Here is a 22568-nt window from a genome sequence, read left to right on the forward strand (position 1 = left end):
ATTACCTATTTTTAAACTGCGGATTAGAGAACACCACTGTGCCAGATACAATGTCCTCAGCCGATGGATTCATGATGCTATAGACAAGTCCGGCAGCGGTTGGCAAGTTATCGGTTGTTTTGCTAGAACTAAAAAAACCACTAAATTGCCCACTCCCGCCACTAACAGCATCAATTACCACTTGGTCATAAGTGCCACTAAAGGCATTAAACCCATTACTAATCGAACCTTGACCAACCGCTCGCCAAACTAAGCCTCTAATCCCAATCAATAATTCGTTGCTCACTGTTTGATTGGTGAAATTAGCAGAAAATGTAGCATTGCCTAAAATCCCGCGATCGCCATGGTTGTTAGTCGGATCTGTGTTACCAATTAAACTATAGCTAACTTGGCCTGTTTTAGTTAAAGCAATACTAGGGTCAAAAGATTCATTGCTGAGCCAATGAATGCTTTGCTGTGTTAAATTTAAATTAGCTCCGTTAATAGTGGCAGTGCCATTGCTCCATCGACCCCAGCGAAAGCCGGAGACTGCATCGTAACCTACGTTTTTTTGTGAGGCTGTCCCTATTGATAATTGAGCGACTTGCTCTGATAACAAAGTACTAAATTGAGTTAAATTACCGTTATTATCAAATTGATTGTCTTTAGCATCATTGATCGGTTGGGCAATCGCTTCGTTTGCTAAGAGATTAGAAGTGGCGATAACCGTTTGGCTGGAAGCGACAATTTCTGGCGCTTCGCCACCGTCTATCGCAACATCATCGCCATTATCGTCCTTTATGACTTTGGTAATAACGATATCGTTTGTATTTGTTGTAGGGTTATTGGTCGTATCTGTTTCTGCTGCGCTGCTAGGTTTGCTAATAGGAGCCGATATTTGTACTTCATTAGAAACAGAGGCTATTTCAGTGACAATTATATCCTCTGTAGACACCTCATCAGATGCGTCTGCTTCGGCCTCTTCTTCGTCTTGGGATTTTTGAGTGGCGGTTGTTTCTCCAAATAAACTACTTGGAGGGCCTAACAATTTAACTGGTGCGACAAAACTCGTTTGCACAAAACCCGATTCGCTAGGGTTAAGAAGTAGTTGTCCTGCAGAATTATTGAGGACTATAGCGCCTTTACTCACCCCGGCATACAAGCCATTTTTTATTGGCTGATTATTTTTTTGATCCAGTGATAAGCAGTCATCATCACAATAAAGAATGGTGTAATCAGTGCCGCGTATCCCAATTGTGGCAACGGCCGTTTTTACTTCGTAACCGGATTTATCAGGTCCAGATGCGACAGCCCCTGTGATGGTTCTAAAACCACCTTTTAATAAACTCATGCTGCTTTTGGCTTGAGTTGTTGATACTTGGCTTTGCCCTTGTGCAGAGTATTGGTACTGACTAATGGTTAACTGTGAGTTGGCTCTGATTGACACTCTCGCACCATCAGACATCAGCAGCTGAGCGCGAGATTTATCTCCGGTGATAATGGTGTCACCTTCGTTTACATTATCCCCTTTGCTGACTTTGATTGTTTGGGCATTTTTAATCTGCACATCCCCAATTGCGAAGAGTACTTTACCCGCATTGGCACTGACTGAATTAACACAACTAAAACAGACGATGCAAAGGAAGAAGGCAATCTTATTCATAAAAAATCCTTACTCAAATGTTTTGCGAACAGAAATACCCAATTCAGCTCGTTTAAATTCATACAAAGAAACGCTTGATTGATGATCGGTGACTGACAATCGAGCTGTCATTTGCCACTGCTCACCAATAAAGTTTAGCCAAGTCAGGGCTGCTGAGCCGCGATTGCGTTTATCTTTTCGGACTTCGCCAAAAAAACCGGGCTCTGTATCATAATCGGTGTGATAAGAAGCCAATTCGAGATTCGCTCTGAGTGCGTTAGATACTGGGATCCGATAAAACAAGCGTGCACTTACTTTATTATTTGAATAAGGACTATCTGTTTGAGTGGTGTCATCGGTAGCCATTCCGATTGAAAATCCAACAAGTGAATTACTTTTGGTTGTTTTAGTTGAAGTTAGCCAAATGGCATAACTCATGGCATCTTGGACACTTAACTCATCCGTAAATTGTTGCTCCGCGACACTTAAATGGAGATTAAAGTTAACTGCTGAGCTGGCAGCGAAGTCTATTCCACTGTGTAACTCAAGGGTTTGTTGATTAAAATCATTGTCAATTAAGGTGGCAGAGCTTCTTAAAAAACCATAAACAGAAAAAGGTTCGAATTTGTGATGAAATTGTCCATCAATACTTAAGTAAGTTAAATCAACATAAGAAGCGGAAGGATTGGCGCGGTGCCCTGCGTTTGCCGATGCTGCAAATCGAGATTGTGCGGTGATAGGGTGTGAATAATAGGAGCCGGCATTAAAGGATGCATAGCTTGACGCTGTTTCGATGTTTTTATCGTCTAATTTGAATCCATAAAATAAATCTTGCTCAGTAGATGCATTCGCGTTGGTGTCATATCCCAGCGTCCCTTCGATAAACGTATAAAAATGAGGAGTATATTTTTTCGCTTGAAGATTAATATTCATCAAATATTGTTGAATCACAGTTTGTGCTTGTGCTGGTGGGTTTTGTAACAGTAAAAGCTCAAAATGATGACGGGCGCGTTCATAATTGCCAGTGCTGTAATAGGCCCTCGCTAATGCCATTCTAGCACCAGAAAACATGGCATCCATATCGATAGCTCGTTGCAATATTTGCACTGCAATATTGGCTTTATCTGATTCTAATGCCGCTAGACCCAGTAAATAATCATAGTGTTCATTGCCAGCATAATTTAATTCATAAGGAAGAAGATAAGCATAAAGTTCTGAGAATTTTTTTTGTTTTAATAACAGATTAGCATGCTGTAAGAGCGTATTTCTTGATGGTTGAGCAGGTTGATCTGCCCAAAGAAGTAATGGGAGCAGCAGAAACGACAAAGCGAAAAAAGCAAAAAAAGGTCGTTGTAGGGTCGTATGCATAGATCAGCCTTTAAAAAATTAACCATATAAATGGCTTCTTCATAAGGCTAGTCGACAACGAAAAAAAAGGAATGTTTCGAATGTGTATTTTCGATTAAATTTAGCTATAACCGAAAATTTATCAGCGACTTGAGAAAGTGAGAAGTGCTCGCCCTCTAACCTGAAGTAAGAGGGCGGTGGTTTTAAAGGATTTTCTTAGGTGGCAGTGCCACGTTGGCAAAAATGAGGCCTGCAATTAGCGACATCAGAATCAAAAAGGTTTGTTGGCCAATATGATCGGCACTGACAAAGTTTTGCCCTGAAATCAAAGAATTTAAGCCAATATAAATTTTACTACCCGGTACCAGTACAATTAATCCCTGCATAGCCACAATAACCGCAGGCGCATTGGCAATGCGAGTAAATAAGTTGCTATAAACACCAACCGCAAATGCACCTACAAATACACCTAATGCATAATCAAAGTAAATGGCGCCCCATAAACTTGCGCCGTATGCAATAAAACCGGCTGCGATTGACCATACTATATGTTTGGCTTTGGTTCTAAAAATGACAATTAGACTCGAACATAATATTGCAATTGCGAGCCACGCAGTCCATTTTGGGATAGGCTCAGGTTTTATAAACTCGACTTCACCGAATGCCGCTAAGCCGAATGCAACCCCTAAAAAAGCACCAAAATAGAGCTTAAATAGCAACATGAGCGCATCCATGACTCGGGCTGTACCTGACACCAAATGGCGTGCAGATAATTCAGCCAGACCTAGCGTCAGCGCTAAACCCGGTATAAATACAATAATCGAAGATAACACTACGAGCCGAATATTAATTGCCGGATCGATATAGGCTGCAACCGTACAGGCGACAAACGCAGACACAATTGCGACAAGGGGCTCAAGCATATGCGCGACCCGTTTAGAGCGAGCAGACCACACTACAAACAGATACACCAAAATGCCTATTAATGCAGACCAGAATACATCGTTCCAGCTGGTGCCCATTAACATGGCAAATGCACCCGATGACATACTAAAAGCCACACCAATAGTTACTTTATTATGGGGATTGGGCATCTGGTCAATTTCATCAAGGCGCTGATCGGCTTCTTTAAGCGTCAGCAAGCCTTTGGATAATTGATCAACTAACTCATCAGTGCGTGATAAAGATCCTAAATCGAGGTCGCCAGGATTGACGCGTGCAGCATGGGTGTATTCATCTTCATGTCCATCTGTCCAAATGACAAACGTCAGTGCAGTTGGGATGATAATGAATGACGCTTTAAGACCTAAAAAAGTCGTCACATCAGTGAGGTGCGCTTCAAGACGGTAGGCAGGCGTACCATATTTATGGAGCATTTTGCCTAGTTTAACTATGAATTTTCTTTTTTCGGTAAATGTCGCAGTTTTCAACACGGTTCCCAGTCGAAGTAATAAAGTCTAAATTAAGTGCTCCGCTACTTAAAATAGCCATTAAGGCTTAAATAAACGGCAGAACAATTCACGCAGCGGATTGTAGTGTGATTAATTCTGCTGTCCATGTTTATTTAACTAATTTTAATATTTAATTGATGACTTTCTTATTTTTTTCAGTTATCCACTGAGACATATACTTTGTGCTCGCCATCGTATGATGTTTGAGCATAGCACCGAGAAAATTTTCATGGCGATGCGCCGCCATATTGGCATTAAGTTGTTCAATGCGCTGGATAAGGTTGGGCCCAAGAACATCAGCTTGATAAAATGTATTGAGTATCTGCTTGCTCTGTTGCTGGGCTTTGTGCCAAAGGTCAGCATCTTGATATAAAGATACCGCGGCATCAGCAAAGTGGCTGAGCTCGTCTGCAATTGCGCCACCCCAAGGTAATTGACTGTGCATGCCCTCTGCTCCGATAGAGGTGGTCACACTTGGGGTGCCCATTATCATTGCATCGAGTAATTTACCTTTGATACCTGCACCAAATCGAATCGGAGCAAGGCACACTTTGGCTTGTTCCATCACTTGATAGGCGTTTTCGGCCCATCCTTTAATCAGAAATCCTGTTTTGGGATTATGCAGCGCGGTTGCTTTGGGGGGCGGGTAAGAGCCATAAATATGCAGCTCAGCATGGGGTAATTGTTTTTTTATCAGTGGCCAAATTTGCTGTAAATAGAGCACTGCATCCCAATTTGGCGCATGGCGAAAGTTACCAATGGTCATAAAGTGCTGTCTTTGTTCAAATTCAAGAGTGTTAGAAGGCACTTTGTCTGCGCTGACCATAAAAGGTAAATGGTGTAAAAGTTGCGGATTAATATGAAACACATCGTTTAGTAATTGCATTTCAAAACTTGAGATGATTAAGGACAGATCACAACGTAAAATCGCGGCTATTTCGCGCTTAGCGAGATCACTATGTAAATCAGCCGGAGTAAATGGGCGTTGTTGTTTATGCGCTTGAAGGCGAGCATCGCGCAAGCACTGCAAATCTTCAGTATCTAAAATTTTAATGGCATGAGGGCAATATTTGTCGACTCGCCAACCAAACTGTTCTTCCATCATAAAACGATCGAACATCACGATATCTGGATTGAATGCCGTAATATAGTCATTGAAACTATCACAGTTGAGGCTAATGGTTTGTTGAGTAATGCCTTCGTCAGCAAGGTTCACCATATGCTCGGTTGTTTGGGCTGGTGAGGCAAATTCGACCTGCCAGTTTTGCTGTCTGAATAATTTCAGCAAGGACATCATATGGTATCCGGCAGCGGACGAATTAGGTTCAGGCCACACATAGCCAATGACAAGCACTTTTTTCATGGTAATTGATTCATTCATTAATTGAGAGAGGTTAACCTGAGGCACGTACTTTCAAGTTCACATCGACTAAAGTGCGAACAGGAGGTTGAGTGCCTTGTAAAATTTCGGATAAAACTTGGCAAGTACGCTTACCAATTTCGTCTGCATCGATACGAACTGTGGTCAGTGCTGGGCTCATTAAGCTTGAGTCAGCCAAATCATCAAAGCCAATAATTTTAATTTGATCGCCGACACTGATCTGGCTGGTTTTTAGGCTCTCAATGGCACCGTACGCAATCACATCGCTAAAACAGACAACGCCTTGTAATTGAGGATGGTGCTCAAGTAAACGATTCATCCCTTCACGGCCACCTTGGCGATTCGTGGGTGCTTGAATCACTGGGCATTGACCTGCGTCGATATTGGCTTGTTTAATCGCGGTATGAAACCCATTGAGTCGCTCATGAAAGTCTGAAATATCTTCAGTCCCACCTAAAAACGCAATATTTTTAAGCCCTTGATTAATCAGATGGTTGGTCGCTTGGTGGCTGCCTTTTTGATTATCTGGTAATACAGTTGGAGCATTTGAATAGGGCACTTCTCGCATAATATTGATGACAGGTAAGCCGGAGCTAATTAACTGATCAACCCAGTTGGTTTCTGTGCCAGGGGCTGGGCACATAATTATGGCTGCGACGTTATACTCACGTAACGTACGCACGGTGTCTTTTTGACGCTGATAGTTTTCATCACTATTAATCAGCATAGGTAACATGCCTAGTTGATGAAGGTGTCGCTCTAAACCGACAGCAAGTTGAGCGGAGTAGGGGTTGGTTAAATCGTTGATTAACACCCCGACAATTTTCGAGCGTTTGCTGCGTAAAGAGGCAGCATCACGATTATAGACATACCCTAGTTTATCAATGGCAGCGAGCACTTTGTGTTTAGTTTTATCGGATGTTTTGTCGCTGTCAGTTAACACCAATGACACGGTGGATTTAGATACACCTGCTTCATGGGCAACATCAAAAATAGTGATTTTTTGCTTGGTATGAGGTTCAGTCATGCGTAGGGGAATGTTGACTTAAAAGTGCATAGTAACGGATCCCATCACTAAAATTCAAATACCTTATCCCATTGTGTATCGAGAATACGATTAGCCTCACTGAGTGGATGGGCATAAAAATGCTCGGATTGTTGAATAACTAATGATAAGCGGGTGAGTTTGTGAAGTGCATCATCAATTTCAAAGTCAATATCTACGCCGGTCTTTTGTTTGAGCCAATCTTCAATAGATTGATCAATTTCTTGTGCGGTCATGCTTCTATTCGCTTTTACAAGCACAGAATATGCAAGGAGTGCTTCTTTAAATTCTTCATCTTGTGCGTTATCAAGTAAATGATGAAAAACACCAGCGTTATTATCTAAGTTTTTTACGTATAAATTATCAGCAAGCGCTTTCATAAATTTAATTTTACGGTTTTTAAACTTGCTCCACTCTTTAAAAATAAAACTGCCAAAAATAGCACAGCCTATCCCAAGAGCGATTAATTGTTGTTGGTTCAAAGTGACCGGCTGATCAGATAAACCAAACCAATACGAAAACAACGCAAACAGTAATAATAACGATGCGCCCAATTTAGTAATTAATACAACGGCTCCACCAATAATAGCTGAACCACCAATGACCAGCTTATCAATGGGGCGCATTCTTACTTGAGAGTTAGGAAACAGCATTTCTAAATCAGCTTTTGGCACATTTTGAAATAATTTGATAATCGTGGCACCCGGTTCAAAGCCAAGTAATGTGCGTTTGGTTTTGGCAAAATAGGCTGCATCTTTAAACTGAATATAAACAGCAACCCGATCATAATTAGTAAATTGGATTGTTTGTTTACGCAATCCCCACCATGAGCGGATGGTTTCTGTTTTTTGTTGCTCACCACGACGGTAAAAAACCATATGCGCAAAGTCGTCAAAATTGACTTCTAGGCGGACTTTAAACAAGCTTTCTTCATTGAGAGCTTGTGTTAAGTCATCCGCGGTGATTTGTTCAAAATTGGCTTTATTTAACACTTGGGTAAACGCATGATTGAAATGTGTTTGCGCCACATCTCGTTGTTCATCAGTTAATTGCTGTAAATCGAGGGTGTCCTTGTTTGGATCAAAAGGCGCATAATTTTCTTTCAGTGTATTGAGTAATTGATAGTGTTCGTAGTGAAGGGTGTGTTCTAACAGCAAGCAAAATGCAGAGAATTCAGCATGACATTCAGCGGGCAAGGACTCTTGGCAAAGGGATTTTATGTCTACTTTCGTCAATGGAATATAATTTTCTGGCGCGTTTACTGGCTTTATCATGGTCGCTAGCTGATTGATCATTTACTGAACGTCACTATAACTAATTTAGTGTATTTCTGCTGATTTTTTTTCGTTTTCAACGACTTGATTATTCATTATGTGGCAATGAAAAAGGCGAGTTTTCAGTGACTCAATGGCGATTTGTTTAATGAGTAAATTTAGGCTCATCAGCGCAGAAATAGCTAACTGAATCGGGCCTTGAGTTAAGCCTTCTTGGGGATTGAAAATGGCCAAGCCAAATAGTAAAAACAGGCAGATAAGTAAAATTTCGACTAATTGATTCGAATAAAAAGTGAGTTTCCCCTCATTTTTATGATCTTTTTTGATTGATATCGCACAAAAAACGGGAATGACTTTAATTTTAAATGCAGCATTTTTTTCGACGAAAGGTTCACCAAGCTGCTCTAAGTGGGTACGTAATTGTTCGATCATATTTAGCCCTTTTTGGTTGGCCGCAGAGTCTACCCCAATTACTGCGAAGTGGCTATATAACAGCGATGCGTTATTTTAAGTCATGATACAAATGCGAATAACGGCTACGGTGTACATTGAAAAGAAACTTTCGTAAGCGCTCACGGCCAGCATCAAGTTGTTGGAAACGAGCACTGATTGTGTTGTCTTGACTTCTGACGGGTTCAAGTTTTAGCTTCACCGAGCCGAGGTCGGGCAAATTAATGTGCAGCGATTGCTTATCTAAGGATTGCTGTAAATACGTTGTATCTTGTGGCCTTAGGGTGACACCGGTACTTGAAAGTGAAAGCACGTCATATTTTTGTTGGTTATGTTCATCAAAGATGGTGACATTTTCTGGGGCATCAATACGCCAGCTACGTTCAATTCCATTGACATCAATGACTTCAGGCGTGCCTAGCTTGGTTTTAAACTCTCCAAATTCATCTACTTGCAGTGATAACGGAAACCATAACTGATAATGACTGATCTCAGCTAGCAAGCTGAGCTTGGCATTTTCTAAAATGGCAGACAAGTTATTGGGTACGTGAGTTTGCACGGTGAGTTTATGATTTTCGAGATTTGACTGGGGGTCATTATCTCGAAAAACATGTTTAAAAAAAGCAAGTTCTTCGCTTGAAAATTCCATTTAGGCCATCGCTTTCGTTGTTAAATCTGAAACAATTATAAAGAAATCGATGAAATAGTCTATATTTTGTGCCTGTGGAGCCTTGATTTTTACTTAAATTTGAACTAAAGAGATGTTAAATTTAAGTAAGTTGTTGAATTAATTATGTTAACCAGAAGGCATCGCAAGGATTGTTTGAATATCTAAACTTGCTTTATAGGGAATTAATTCGACTTGTTTTTGATTTCTTGCATAAACAGCCATTCTATCAGCGAGTTCATTGCCTTCGATATTGGCATGGCCTTTGACATAACTGACACTGATTTTATCTTTAAGTGTTAGGTAAAGCGCAAAGCATTCTTGAATCAGAGGCAGGTTTTTAATTTCTTCTCCTTTACCGCGAGTCCAGCCTTTTTTTTGCCAACCAGCGGCCCATTTTGTAATACAATCAATGGAATATTTAGAGTCAGACAGTACATCTACAGTCAAACCTCGACTGATAAAATTTTCAGCCATACGAAAAGCCATCAAGAGACCTAATAACTCAGCGGTATTATTTGTGCCATTGGCATTGTATAACCCATACCATAAATCAGTCAGTGTTCCTTGTTGGTAGATAGCAATGCCTGTTCCAGATTTACCAGGGTTTGGCGAGCATGCGCCATCACTGTAAATGTGGATCGGGTGTGCAGACTTTGCTTTGTCGACATGGGCAGGTGATTTCTTCGTTGTCGGGGCGGTTTTGCTACGGGCTTTGAGCGCGTGACTATAAGGTGCGCTGAATGCTTTTTTGGCTTCTTGCTCAGACGTGAAACCCATAAACTGAGCGTTTTTTTGCCCATCAATTTGCTGCTTTGCATCGGCCCAGTTTTGATAAATCCCTGGTTTTATGCCTTGCCACACCACATAAAATTTCTTACTCATGCTGATCCTGTTTTTAATAACTGCGAAGCGATAAGCTCTAACAAATAAGTTTCGCGTTCTATGGAGAGTCCTTTACGGTCACTGTGTTGGATAATGTGATGATTGTGAGCGATAGCATGGTGAATGTTAATCCATAACGCTTTCATTCCATTATTAATTTCGTGCGCCTCAAATTGCGCTTCTGCTAAGGTCTCTGCAATGCGACACACATAACAATAAGAGTCCATTTGCACCGTTTTGTAGGGGGCTTTATGCCAAGGTCGCCATTCACGGTATAAGCCAAATTCTTCTAATATCTCAATGTCGGATGCGCCTGTTTCTTCGGCCAGTTCTCGTTTTAGACCATCAGATAGCGATTCGCCTTCGTTCACGCCTCCACCTGGGAGTGAATAATCGTCATACCGTTTTGTGTAAAGAAGTAATATGTCCTCACCTCGCATTACAATCGCGCGGGTAGCGGTGCGCAGCACTGTTGATGCGGGGCAAGAAATCGCATCAGGATGGCGGGTTTGTTTAAGTAATTGCATAGTTTCAATAATAATCAACAATGTGGCCAGTATAAATGAAATGAGTACATCGCTAAAGGGCGTTGTTAAGCTGATGATAGAGCGATTGATACGCAAGATAAGCATCATTATCTAATGAGCTTTGCTGGCTACTTTTTTTATAGTGTTTAAGGAGTTTAGTGAGGTAGTGGTGCTGCGCAGCCTCGTTTGATTGCCACAGCCCATCACCCACAGGGCTGATGGGCTTTGCAGAACACGAACTGACGTGAATGACTTCATAAAAACGTTGTTTTTCTTCGATTAACAATTCGCTCTTTAGGCCAAGGCGAGCATTTATCAAAGTGTGTCTGAGCTTATAAGAGTGGTTAACTGGGCAAAGTAAAAACTCAAGATTAATCTCTGGGTGAGCATGGCTGATATGTTTGACTAAATGTGCCGTTAACTCCCCGCCAACACCTGCAATCACAACTAAATGCGCGTCATGTTTAAACGCTTGAAGGTCGATGCTTGCGACATCTTGGCAGTGAACATGCCAAGATGTACCACTAGGAGTGTTGAGAGGAAAGAACTGTTCGAGTTGGCGTTCGAGCTGGATCATAATACTGGGCACAATATCCACAAAGTGAATATGAGGTGCGCGTTTTGTTTCGAGTAATAATCCGCCTAAAAAGCCATGATCACAGCAGCAATCCCATATGTGTTGATAATGGTCTTGAATATGTTGTTCAATACACTTAATTCGTTTACTGATTTTCATCGCTGACAGTTCTGAATGTGAATGGCGGCACTTTATAAAATTAATACTCAAAATGAAAGAGAGAAACGCCCTTAGTTGGCTTTGTTATTTTTCTCTACTAGGTTCAAAGCCATCATAACGGGGTAACGTATCGTCTAAGTTGTCCCAAGTTGCTTTTGAACTGACAAAATTGTGAGATAGAGGACGCGCTTCGATAGGGGTATCAATCAAGCCTAATCTGATGCGCAGCTTTTGCGGGTTTTCACGGTTAGAGCTGTAAATTGGCGAGCCGCAACGAGAGCAAAAATGGCGCTCTTTGCCAGGTTTTACTTCATATGAACTCAGTAAAGCCTGACCTTGAGTGATAGAAAACTCGCTGCTATTAATAAAACCATTTGTAGCGTATGCCGTGCCACTTGATTTGCGGCATAAAGAACAATGACAGTGAATGATATCTGATATGTCACCGTTAATTTCAACAGCAATAGCACCACATAAACAACGACCTTGAATAAGCATAAATTAACCATTGGAGAACTCAATTAGTTGGCTAGTATGAATGAAAATAAGCAAGCAGTGAATCGTTGTTATTGTTTTGTAACAATTAATATGAAAAGCATTCTTTTTAAACTATGCTGAGGATAATGATTCATTAAAATCCACAGTTATGAAAATTTTCTTTTATTGCGTGTTATCGCTGTTATTTAGCTCCTCCACCTTTGCCAAGATTAATATCGTGACAGAAATTTTTCCAAACTTTCAATATCTAAACTCTGAAGGTCAGCTAATAGGCTTATCAACCAAAAAAGTGGAGCAAGCATTACAATCTGCAAATATAGATTATACCTTGACGGTATATCCGTGGTCAGTGGCTTACAATGCTGCATTGCGAGTTCGCAATACCTGTGTTTTTTCTCTGGCTCGCATCGCGGCAAGAGAAGATAAATTTGCATGGGTGGCAAAACTGCATGGGTTTAATGCCTCGTTTTATGCTCTTGAAGGCAGTGATATTGCGCTTAATTCTATTGAGCAAGCAAAAGCATACAAAATCGCCGTTGTGCGTGACAACTTTAGTCATCACTATTTAAAGGATGAAGGTTTTTCTGAGTTATCGAACCTCATTGTGATTGATAATTTCGATAAAATTTACGATCTGATTGATACTCGTAAGGATATAGTCGAACTACTGGTGTTAAATGAAGAGCAGTTTAATTTTCGAAAGACTGTTGATACCAGCTTACTAAAATTACAGCCTATTTTCAGAATAGAAGCAGTAAAAAGTGATTTGTATTTTGCATGCCACAAAGAGATGGATCACGGTCAATTAACCGCGCTTAAAGCTGCCTTTAAACGCGGTTAATAATCTAAACCAATCTATTTTGCTTTAGATTCAATCCATTCATTCAATAAGCGCACGCCAAAACCAGTACCGCCAGTTGGGACTTCGTCTTTGGCTTTGCTCGCCAGTGCATTACCAGCAATATCTAAATGAACCCAACGCACATCACCGCTAAAGTGTTGTAAGAATGAGGCCGCTGTCGTAGCACCAGGACCATACGAACCGATGTTTTTCAGATCTGCAATATCCGTTTTTAACGCGTCTTTGTAACCTAATGGTAAACGCCATAGATTTTCATTGACTTGTTTACCGGCATAAGTGAGTTGCTCTACAAGCTGATCATCTTCAGAAAAAATAGCAGCATACTCATTGCCTAATGCACGGACTTTTGAACCTGTTAATGTAGCTACATCGACCATAATTGCTGGCTTGAAGTATTCACGGGCATACCACATAGCATCGCTTAGCACTAAACGACCTTCAGCATCAGTATTAACGACTTCAACTGTTAAGCCTTCAGCTGTTGTGACAACATCGCCTGGCGCAATAGAATGCTCAGAGACCATGTTTGCCGCCATTCCCATCACGGCCACTACGTTTTTATCACTTTTATTCAGCGCTAATGCTTTTACCGTTGCAAGAACCGCTGCAGCACCTGCCATATCAGACTTCATACGGGCAATAGATGCTCCGGTTTTCAAGCTGTAGCCACCAGAATCAAAAGTGATACCTTTACCGACTAATGCGATAGGTGCATCATCGCTTCCTTTGTAATGAGCAATGATTAAGCGTGAACCTTCTTTACTTCCACGTCCGACTGCTTCAAGTGCACCCATACCTAATTTTTTGAGCTGCTTAGGTTCCAGTACTTTTACTTCGACCCCCAGCTTTTTGAGTTTCATCGCTTCTTTAGCAAACATGGCTGGTGTCATTGCGGAAGCGGTTTCATTAGTTAAATCACGGGCAAAAAACACCGCTTTTTCTAAATTAACCAGCTTTTGGTAAGCTGATTTATCGATATCAGCCGTTTCAGTATCGATTGCGTACGTTTTCAGAGTTCGTTTTTTGCTGTGATACTGTTCAAACTTGTAGGCACGTAAGTTGATACCGTGAGCTAATTGAGCGCCAAACGAAGTATTGCTGGCCGTGGTTAAGTTATCCGCCGCAATGTGAATTGTTTCGATTGTATCTTGATTAAGCTTGGCTGACAGTTGCCCGCCTAAACGTGTGACTGCAGCAGTATCAAGTTTTGTTTGTTGGCCTAAACCAACAATGACCACGCGCTGGTAGTCTAAATTCGCAGGCGCGATAATCTCGACTTTTTGGCCAAACTTACCTTCGAATTTATTGGCGGCGATCGCTTTACTAAGTTGACCCTTAGTTAATGCATCAAACTCTTTAAATTGAGTGCTCTGCTGATCTTCAGAGGCAAAGACAACCAATGAATCAGCTTGTGCCGTGAATTTATTGGTGAAATTAATTGTTTCTGCATGAGTTGAAAGGGCGGTTACACCCAGTGTTAAGCTTGCAGCTAAAAAAGAGAGTTTCATAAGATGCCTTTTTCTAAAAGTTTCATTGCCGATGTTTTAGTTATCATTTCGCGAAAAGTAAATGTATATAAGACAAGTGGTGTAAAGCGTGCGGTGAAAAAGCTCGTTTAATGATAAATTTAATTTATTTTTAAGTTAAGGCTGAGGAGCGACTCAGCCTTAACAGCTTAAGCGTTTAAGCCAAAGGGATCGTCGACGCTATGCGCTGGCTCAGTAAACCAAACGGGGCCCGCTTCAGAAATATAAAAGTGGTCCTCTAAACGCACGCCAAATTGATGCTCAATAACAAGCATCGGCTCATTACTAAATACCATACCGGCACTCAGTGGTTTAGGGTTATTTCTCACCAAATAAGGCCATTCGTGAATATCGAGTCCACAACCGTGACCGGTACGATGAGGCAGCCCAGGTAAATCATAATCAGGACTGAAACCATAATCGGCAAGAACACGTCTTGCGGCTTCATCGACAGAGCCACAACTATGTCCAATTTGTGCTTGTTCAAAAGCCGCAACTTGTGCATCTTTTTCGGCTTGCCACGCGCGTTTTTGTGCGTCTGTCGCTTGACCATACGCATAGGTTCGAGTGATATCTGAGTTGTATCCTTGTACTAGGCACCCAGTATCAATTAACACCCAGTCATTTTCTTGCAATATTTGCGCTTCTTTGACCCCATGTGGAAACGAAGTGGCAAGACCAAATAAGACAATACAAAAAGACGAGCCCGCTTTTGCACCTACTTTACGATGTGCTTGGTCAATAAAATCAGAGACTTCACGAGTTGAGATACCCGGTTTTAAAATTCTCGCTGCCGCTTTTTGAACCGTGAGAGTCATGTCCTTAGCCCGTTGCATTAAGGCTATTTCGGCTGCAGACTTTTGTTCGCGGCAAGTTGCTGTGATTATGTCAGCATTGACATAACTCATCGCGGGTGCAGCTTTTCTTAAACCATCAAAAATGAAGAATGAAGCCGATTCATCTATAGCAACTTGGCCTTGAGTGATATTGAGCTTCGTTAATGTATCGGCAAAAACAGCATAGGGGCTTTCGTGCTCTTGCCAACCAATAAATTGACCTTGGATGAGCATGTGGTCGCGTAATGAACCCTCTTCAAAATAAGGCGCGATAAAAGCAAGTTCTCCCTCAGCAGGAAGAATTGCGCCAACCATTCGCTCACTCTTATACCATTTTAATCCAGTAAAATAATATAGATTCGTCCCTGCATCGAGGTACATGGCTGCGATATTGTTTTGTTTCATTAATGATTGTGCTCGAAGGATCCGTGCTTGATACTCACTTTCCTCGATCGGACGAATGTCCAAGGTCATATCTGTCAGATTTGCTAATTCTTGTTCTGGGGTTGAACCACCTACACCAATAGTCATGTTATACTCCAAATTGTATACAATGTGCGAAATTTAGCATGATAAACGTTTGAAAAAAAGCCATCTTCTACAGTTTGAGCCGAAATTCTAAATATAGAGTGCTTTTGCCTTACTTAACTTATACAATTGAGACTATATAACATATTTAATTTGCAAGACGTCACTCCTTGCCATAATTGATACTAATTGAACACTGTTTGGCAAAGGCCTCTTTTTTCTTAATGACAGATATAACCACTCATCAGGCTTCCCGCCGACGTTTATTAATTGCACTCGCTATTACGTGCACCTTTATGATCATCCAGTTGTTTGGCGCTTATTATGCTAATTCGTTAGCGGTATTGGCGGATGCTGGCCATTTATTCATTCACAACAGCTCCTTGTTTATCGCGTTAATTGCATCTGCGGTCGCGGTGAAGTTGGCTAAAACCTATCATGATGGTTACCAAAAAGCAGAACTTACAGGTGGTTTGATAAACGGCACACTGTATCTACTTATTAGCAGTTTTATTATATTTAAAGGAAGTGAGCGGTTTTTCGAGCATCACCATGGGGAAACCCTTGCGATTAATACTTTTGTGATGTCGAGTGTTGCCGCGATTGGCTTTTTGTTTCACGCTACGGCGGCATGGGTGCTTTATAAAGGACGTAAAGACAGCATTAATGTTTATGCGGTATTTTTGCATACCTTTTTTGATTTACTGTCGACTGTTTCGACGTTTATTGCCAGTGTGATTATTCATTTTACGGGTTGGTTGGTGGTTGATTTACTGTCGAGCATGTTGATTTCTGTATTTGTTTTGTTTACAGGCTTAAAACTGATTTACCATTGTTTGAAAGGTTTGCTTTTTGCAAAACCGCGCTTGCCATCACTGAAGAAAATTGAAGCAGCGATGCTGAAAATTGAGCATATCGAAAATGTACATAACTTGACCGTAAAAGCTGTCGATGAGCGTTTTATAGTAGGTGCTCACGTTGTATTAAAACATGCTTGTACTATCGAAAAGCACGATGAAATGTGCCGGTTCGAAATTGAAAAAATGCTTAAAACTCAGTTTAAAGTGAGCGATTCAGTGCTTCAGGTAGAAGCAAGCGGCTGTCAACACTAACGACAGCTTATGCCGCAACCTTTATGTTTATTACCTAAGTGTATTTTCATCCAGTTTATTGACAGTCACACTTGAAAACTTAGCCGATGCAGGAATGCATTGATACACTTTAGCAATGGCTTGTTTTTTCTGCTGAGGCCAGCTGAATTTACTTTTTGAAGCCAACTTAATTGCTGCTATGTCACTATTGACCTTTGACATCACATCAATGATCCCTTGATGTTTATCTATCGTCTCAACATGGCACTTGTAGGCGTAACGTTGATCTTTTGCATGTGCGCCCACTATGAACACTAACAGAGCTAGAGCGATTGAGTATTTCATAAGTCTACCTTCAAACGTAAGTTCACCATTATTTTTGCTCTCGGTAGAGATAAGTCCGATGAGTTTTTAAACCAAAGAACCCCGCACCTTGTTGGACGAGATCAATCCTGCCATCACCGTCAAGATCAGTTGGGACTAAGTTAGTGACAATGGATTTAGCTTGAACAGTGCCGCTGGCATCTTCTCCGGCACCCACACCAATTAACAGAAACTGACTGCTACCATCGTGGTCACCAAAAAACAGCTGTGGAGTATCAGGAACACGATTACCGACATCGATGGTTAGATTATCGTAAACCTTTGTACCGTAGTGAAGATGGAACGCATACAAAGAGCCCCCACCACCATCAAGTACACATTGTTCTAAATCATTATTTTCCGATGGTAAAAAGCTCGTGTAGTATGCAATTCCGCCTACAACGGTGGCTTTAGATAACGATTTTTCGCCACTTGAGAGTAAGTATTTCCAACCATTAAATGCGGCTAAATCGATTTCAAGTTCTTTAAAGCCATCTGCGTTGGATAAGCTATTTGCAAATGGATCGTTGGTGATATCCATGAGTTTGTCGATGGTGATGACAGCTGGAATATCCTCACTTTTTACAAATGATTTGGTGACTGTGTTTTCATCTCTGAGCATAAATAAGCCATCAGATGTATTGCGATAAGTAGGGTGAGCACGATTACCACTGCCCACTAAAATAGCTTCGTATGGCTGAGTTTTTCTTGCATACGTGGTGGTGGTTTCGCCATTTTCCGTCACAGTACTCTTAGTGATTTTACTGAAGTAGGTGCGAGCAACTTCGGGCTGTGAGAAAAACCGTCGGTCATTTGGGCTACTGCTACTACTTAAACTGGCTAGTTTAATCGTAGTCCAAGGAGTATCTCCATCAAATGGATTTGAGCCAGGCATATCAACGCGCCATACGTCACCACCAGAGTCGGTGAAATAAAGCCTATCGGTATACCCATCGTAATCAGAATCTAACGTTGCGATATCACTTGGGACACTATGCAACCCATCAAACTGTTTGTTAATTCCATTACTACTCGCAGGTGTCAGGCTCCAAAGTAGCGCTTTGGTTTGCGCATTGACAATATATAAGCCTCGACCTGATGAATCGGGGGTGATGGCATCATTGTCTTTATTTAAATCGTATCCTGCTCCAATCACCAGTACAGGTAGATTTCCGGCCCCATCAATATCAATAAAGGTCACTTTTGGACGCGACCAAGACTGCCCGAGTTCGTTAAAACCCGGATCAGAGGGAGTGAGCGGGGATCCCCATAACATCGAAGGCGCATCAGGCTTTGAAATATCTAGAGCATAATAGCTAGAACCACCCCTGCGCATGCCTATATATGCCCAAACACGATCACCTGGGTCAACAACACCGTTATCATTTTTGTCATCGAAATACACAGCTGGCGAGCCGTCCATGCCATACACTTTTTGCCCGCCTGTGTTGTCACGTAATGTGGCTAAATTGCCGTATAACTCATAGGGAATAAACGACCATTCCTCGGTAACTGTGTCGCCATTATCTTTGAACATGTGAACAAAACCCGCGTTCGTGCCGACTAAAATACGAACATTTCCATCACCATAATTAATCGCCAAGGGCTTGGAGTGGAGGGGATCTCCCATGATATCGTCACGTTTTTCTTGCGTGTTTTGATTGCCGTTGTCATCGTCTACATCATAACCTTGAGTCCAGTTAAATAAGTTGGCAAGCTCTGCTTCACTGGTGTTCATTACAGATGCGAGGGCGGCATCGCCGCCAGCATAGCTAGAGGCATTGGTTTTACTAAAAATAGGCAGAGGGGTGCCCGTGCCTATGTTGGTATAAATGGTGCGGTTTTGTGTTTGTGTCAATATCAAGTTAGTGCCGCCTGCGGTAACAAGATTACCATCGGCTGATTCATCGCTTGGTAACCAAAACGTACGCGCATTTTCTTTTATATTCCCCTCATTATTAATTGCGTCTTTATTATCTTGGTCTTTAACGGTCGTACCACTAATTCTGAGTTTTTTTAGGTTGCCGAGCCAACGTGCGCCTTCTTGAGGTAAAAACATCGCATAATAAACAGAATCTAAACTGCGAGTTCTGTCAAAATTGTTACTTGCAACTGAAGGTGAAGTAAAGGTGGTATTTACTTCGAGGATTTTACTTAATGCACGGCTGAACGCTTGTGATAATTCGATGGAAGAACGGGCTGGGAAATATTTACCCCCCCCTTTTGTTGCCGCTTCAAGTAAAAGCTCTTCGGCATCTTCGGCGCCTTCTCCAAAGCCGATGGTATATAAACTTACGTTTTGGTCACCTGACACCTTAGTATTGACATCATTGTTGTTCATCCAGTGCGCAAGATTGGGTAAATAACTCGTTCTGTTACTGTTTCCGACTTTAAACCCATAGGGGGATGTGTTTGTGGTTGCATTACTTGGATCTGTTTTTGTTGCAATCAGTGAAGACACATATCCATCGGCATCATTGTCGACGGTTGGCACACCATCGGTGACTAAAATGACATATGCATTACTGCCGCATCCTTCTTTAAATGGAGAAATGTATTCTGAACCAGACATAATGCTGGTGTCATAGGCTGGGGTATTGCCAGTGTAACTAAAACCACAACTATTTTTGGAGCAGTTGGTATCTTCTGTCGCATACACCACACTACGACCTGCAAAAAAACGAAATGCTTCGGTTAGCGTTTCACACAAGGGAGTATTTGTTTCGGCTTCTATGGCTTGTACTTTGGCAATGACGTCATCATTTTTGTTGCCAAACGGTACTATAATCCTGCCGCCATCCCGGACGCCTTCACCTTTATAATCAAGGTTAAAAATCATCAAACCAAAATCGACAATAGGGGTTGCGTTTAATACCGTGGTAATCGCTTCTTGAGCGACTTTTAATCGTGATAGTTCAACTGTTTGTTTTTCTTCAGCATGGTACCAACGTAAATAATTGGGATCATACAGGGTGACAATCTGACCTCCATTGAAGACATTGGTTGCACTTGTTACCTCATCAGCTGTTGGAGTCGTATCACCAGTATAAAAGTTATTTGCGTTTTTTGAGGCGCCATTAACAGGCAAACCTTGTAAAATTGAGTCTGCAGAAGTATAGGTTTTACCGCCAATTTTGAGCGACATCCCAGTATTGTCGCCATTTTCTGCCAATACATCATCAAGGCAATCAAGGGCAGAAATAGTGCTTGCACCTGAGTTTTCTTTTAACTCAACCCAAGAGCCGGTATTGCCTTTGTATTGATGCTCACGAATAAAACCAGTATAAAATCCATACTTATTTAAGGATTGTTGCGCGGTATCACAGCCATTGACGTTTGAGTGAAACCGTTTAGTGTCGCTATTTTTATCTGTACGGGGGAGCTCATTATCAACCCCGCTTCCGATGGTAAAGTAGACAAAGTCTTCGTTCAGGGAGTTGTCAAAAGAAGAGACGACGGGGTAGGTTTCAAGGGGATCATATCCAGCAACGGTTTGTATTTTTGTGCCCATACTGCCCGAGTTATCAAAAATAATTAGTACTTGAGGTTTAGTGTCAAATTGTACTTTTTTATCTCCAATATACAGTTCAATGTCTTCACTCAGGACGCTACTTGTTAAAAGCAAACCAGTTAAGATCAATCCATACTTCAATTTAGCCATTTTGAGCCTCAGATACCGTTGGAAATAAAGCAACACAACTGTTTTGAGTGTAGAAGTAATTACACGGCCTGCAATAAATTCGAGCCGATTTCAACCCTAAAAATAGAATGAGTCAGCGTAACTCGAGCCTTGGAAATTTGATTTTCGATAGAGACAATTGACAGAGATGACATTGCTGGTTAAGGTTGTCGCACTTGATGAAGATTAAATTGTCCTATGCCACAGAAAGTTACGCTTCTAACCTTTATTTTTATGATTGTGTTGCAGTCATTGAGTACTGTGGTGGTCGCGAATCAAGTTCATCAAGATCCTCCTACTCATTTAGAATTAGCACATGCCCATTTTCAAGACGATGTGCTCGCTGATAAACCCGCTTTTGCAGAAAACTTAAACCATGATAGCCAAGATTGTCATCACTGCGGCCATTGTCATGGCTCTCATAGTCAGTGGAATACGCACAGTGCACATTCTTTTTGTAAACTAGTTCAGTTTGAGCATAAATATTTGTATTTTCACTCGAATAAACAACACATAAGCCAAAACGTTTATCGCCCTCCAATTGCTTAATTAATCCTATTTTATTTAGAGTTTTATACTTTTAACTATTTGATTAATTGAGAATTATAATGAAAAGACCAATATTTACATTTGGTTTGATGCCAATTGTATGGCACTCACTCCAAGACACCTTATACCTGTTGTTCACTCACATTATCCCTATCGGATTGCTGGTTTTAGCACTTAATACAAAAGCTGTTTTTGCCAACGAAGCGAATGAAGCCGAGCATGCGCATCATGACGAAGAGCCGGTTTCACTCACTTTATCCCAGATGCAAAAAAAGCATGGGAATATTGCAGTCCGTACCTTGTCATTTGAGCCATTAACACATTCATTCACTGCTGTGGGTGAAGTTAAATCGAATGGCTATAAAAGCTACATCGTTTCTTCACGTACAGATTCAGTGATTATGAAACGTCATGTTTCGCTGGGTGATCATGTTGATGAAGGCCAAGCTTTGGTTACTTTGTTTAGTGAATCAATTGCGCAATCACAAGCTGAGTATTTAGTGAACTCTGCAACGTGGCATCGTATACGGCAATTACCCGTTGGAACCGTCAGTGACAGCGAGCAATTTAGTGCCCGAACTCAATTTAATGCTTCATTGGGTAAACTTAAAGCATTAGGGTTAAGTGATAAGATCATTGAGCAATTAAACAATGGCAAGATGACAGATTTAGGCCTGTTTACCTTGACTGCAGAGCAATCTGGCGTGGTGGCCAATGATGATTTTTCACAAGGGCAGCGCGTTGCCGCTGGCGACAAAATTATGGTGTTGTCAGATGAACGGGAGTTATGGGTTGAAGCTCGTTTTGCGCCAAGTATCTCTACAGGTATTGCTAAAGGAATGCAAGCTACAGTTCTTTATGATTCAAAGCAGTTTCCTGCCATCGTCATTCAAGAATCTCATACAATCGATCCCATTACGCGAACGAAAGTCATTCGCTTAAACGTTAATAATCAGTCCCACCAATTACATGGCGGATTATTTGTAGATGTGGTGTTTAGGGTTCAAAGCCAAGATAAAAAACTGCTTGTACCACGCGGTGCCTTAACTCGTGCAGCAGATGGCGATTGGCAACTCATGGTCGAGACTGAACAAGGCATGTTCATTCGCCAAGAAGTTGAATATGTGGAAGCATTCGCAGATAGAGTCGAAATCAGTGGCCTTGCGCCTGGTGTTCGTTATGCCGGATCTGGGGCTTTTTTTATCGCCTCTGAATTTGCAAAAGCTAATTTTGATACACACAACCATTAATT

At 41.4% G+C, this 22568-nt stretch carries 20 protein-coding genes; 4 read left to right on the forward strand and 16 right to left on the reverse strand.

Annotated elements, in window-relative coordinates:
* Position 1 precedes the first annotated feature (1 nt).
* The 12 genes from PULV_RS20600 to PULV_RS20655 form a co-directional block, all read right to left on the reverse strand.
* Positions 2–1642, reverse strand: coding sequence for a FecR family protein (locus PULV_RS20600; RefSeq protein ID WP_193332531.1), 1641 nt, complete (start codon positions 1640–1642; stop codon positions 2–4).
* Between the two features lie 9 nt (positions 1643–1651).
* Positions 1652–2989, reverse strand: coding sequence for a tetratricopeptide repeat protein (locus PULV_RS20605; protein ID WP_086742136.1), 1338 nt, complete (start codon positions 2987–2989; stop codon positions 1652–1654).
* Positions 2990–3171: 182 nt separating this feature from the next.
* Positions 3172–4398 (reverse strand): threonine/serine exporter family protein, encoded by a 1227-nt coding sequence (locus tag PULV_RS20610; protein WP_086743156.1) that lies wholly within the window; start codon positions 4396–4398, stop codon positions 3172–3174.
* Between the two features lie 151 nt (positions 4399–4549).
* Complete coding sequence (locus tag PULV_RS20615) at positions 4550–5782, reverse strand: glycosyltransferase (protein ID WP_193332532.1); 1233 nt, start codon at positions 5780–5782, stop codon at positions 4550–4552.
* Positions 5783–5813: 31 nt separating this feature from the next.
* Positions 5814–6827, reverse strand: a complete 1014-nt coding sequence (locus PULV_RS20620; RefSeq protein WP_193332533.1) for a LacI family DNA-binding transcriptional regulator — start codon at positions 6825–6827, stop codon at positions 5814–5816.
* A 47-nt stretch (positions 6828–6874) separates the two neighbouring features.
* On the reverse strand, positions 6875–8140 hold the full coding sequence (locus tag PULV_RS20625) for a TMEM143 family protein (RefSeq protein ID WP_227009447.1): 1266 nt from the start codon (positions 8138–8140) through the stop codon (positions 6875–6877).
* Between the two features lie 24 nt (positions 8141–8164).
* Positions 8165–8551 (reverse strand): hypothetical protein, encoded by a 387-nt coding sequence (locus tag PULV_RS20630; RefSeq protein WP_193332534.1) that lies wholly within the window; start codon positions 8549–8551, stop codon positions 8165–8167.
* 70 nt (positions 8552–8621) lie between these two features.
* Positions 8622–9218 carry a hypothetical protein gene (locus tag PULV_RS20635; protein WP_086742133.1) on the reverse strand — a complete coding sequence of 199 codons (597 nt, stop codon included), beginning with the start codon at positions 9216–9218 and terminating at the stop codon, positions 8622–8624.
* Between the two features lie 147 nt (positions 9219–9365).
* Positions 9366–10121 carry a ribonuclease H family protein gene (locus PULV_RS20640; RefSeq protein ID WP_193332535.1) on the reverse strand — a complete coding sequence of 252 codons (756 nt, stop codon included), beginning with the start codon at positions 10119–10121 and terminating at the stop codon, positions 9366–9368.
* Positions 10118–10756 carry an NUDIX hydrolase gene (locus PULV_RS20645; protein WP_319609073.1) on the reverse strand — a complete coding sequence of 213 codons (639 nt, stop codon included), beginning with the start codon at positions 10754–10756 and terminating at the stop codon, positions 10118–10120. The genes PULV_RS20640 and PULV_RS20645 overlap by 4 nt, the downstream gene beginning before the upstream one ends.
* Positions 10701–11384 (reverse strand): tRNA (adenine(22)-N(1))-methyltransferase, encoded by a 684-nt coding sequence (locus PULV_RS20650; protein WP_193332537.1) that lies wholly within the window; start codon positions 11382–11384, stop codon positions 10701–10703. Before PULV_RS20650 ends, PULV_RS20645 begins: the two co-directional genes overlap by 56 nt.
* Before the next feature lie 84 nt (positions 11385–11468).
* Positions 11469–11882 carry a GFA family protein gene (locus tag PULV_RS20655; protein WP_193332538.1) on the reverse strand — a complete coding sequence of 138 codons (414 nt, stop codon included), beginning with the start codon at positions 11880–11882 and terminating at the stop codon, positions 11469–11471.
* Positions 11883–12099: 217 nt separating this feature from the next.
* On the opposite strand from PULV_RS20655, the gene PULV_RS20660 reads away from it, so the two are divergent.
* Positions 12100–12723, forward strand: coding sequence for a type 2 periplasmic-binding domain-containing protein (locus PULV_RS20660; RefSeq protein WP_193332539.1), 624 nt, complete (start codon positions 12100–12102; stop codon positions 12721–12723).
* 14 nt (positions 12724–12737) lie between these two features.
* On the opposite strand, the gene PULV_RS20665 is transcribed toward PULV_RS20660, so the two are convergent.
* Both PULV_RS20665 and PULV_RS20670 read right to left on the reverse strand, forming a co-directional pair.
* On the reverse strand, positions 12738–14252 hold the full coding sequence (locus PULV_RS20665; protein WP_193332540.1) for a leucyl aminopeptidase: 1515 nt from the start codon (positions 14250–14252) through the stop codon (positions 12738–12740).
* A gap of 167 nt (positions 14253–14419) precedes the next feature.
* A complete protein-coding gene (locus tag PULV_RS20670) occupies positions 14420–15637 on the reverse strand; it encodes a M24 family metallopeptidase (protein WP_193332541.1) in 1218 nt (405 codons plus the stop codon).
* Positions 15638–15858: 221 nt separating this feature from the next.
* Between PULV_RS20670 and PULV_RS20675 the strand changes: the two genes are divergently transcribed.
* Complete coding sequence (locus tag PULV_RS20675) at positions 15859–16746, forward strand: cation diffusion facilitator family transporter (RefSeq protein ID WP_086742126.1); 888 nt, start codon at positions 15859–15861, stop codon at positions 16744–16746.
* A 30-nt stretch (positions 16747–16776) separates the two neighbouring features.
* Here PULV_RS20675 and PULV_RS20680 read toward each other — a convergent pair whose 3' ends face one another.
* Positions 16777–17070 (reverse strand): TapY2 family type IVa secretion system protein, encoded by a 294-nt coding sequence (locus PULV_RS20680; protein ID WP_086742125.1) that lies wholly within the window; start codon positions 17068–17070, stop codon positions 16777–16779.
* A gap of 28 nt (positions 17071–17098) precedes the next feature.
* Entirely contained in the window at positions 17099–20749 is a 3651-nt protein-coding gene (locus PULV_RS20685; RefSeq protein ID WP_193332542.1) for a pilus assembly protein, read from the reverse strand.
* A 216-nt stretch (positions 20750–20965) separates the two neighbouring features.
* Here PULV_RS20685 and PULV_RS20690 point away from each other — a divergent pair, with 216 nt between their 5' ends.
* Complete coding sequence (locus tag PULV_RS20690) at positions 20966–21316, forward strand: hypothetical protein (RefSeq protein WP_193332543.1); 351 nt, start codon at positions 20966–20968, stop codon at positions 21314–21316.
* 59 nt (positions 21317–21375) lie between these two features.
* The gene (locus PULV_RS20695; protein ID WP_193332544.1) at positions 21376–22566 is read left to right on the forward strand and encodes an efflux RND transporter periplasmic adaptor subunit; all 1191 of its coding nucleotides are present in this window, start codon (positions 21376–21378) and stop codon (positions 22564–22566) included.
* The last annotated feature ends 2 nt before the right edge of the window (positions 22567–22568 follow it).

Source organism: Pseudoalteromonas ulvae UL12 (assembly GCF_014925405.1).
GTDB classification, from domain to species: Bacteria; Pseudomonadota; Gammaproteobacteria; order Enterobacterales; family Alteromonadaceae; genus Pseudoalteromonas; species Pseudoalteromonas ulvae.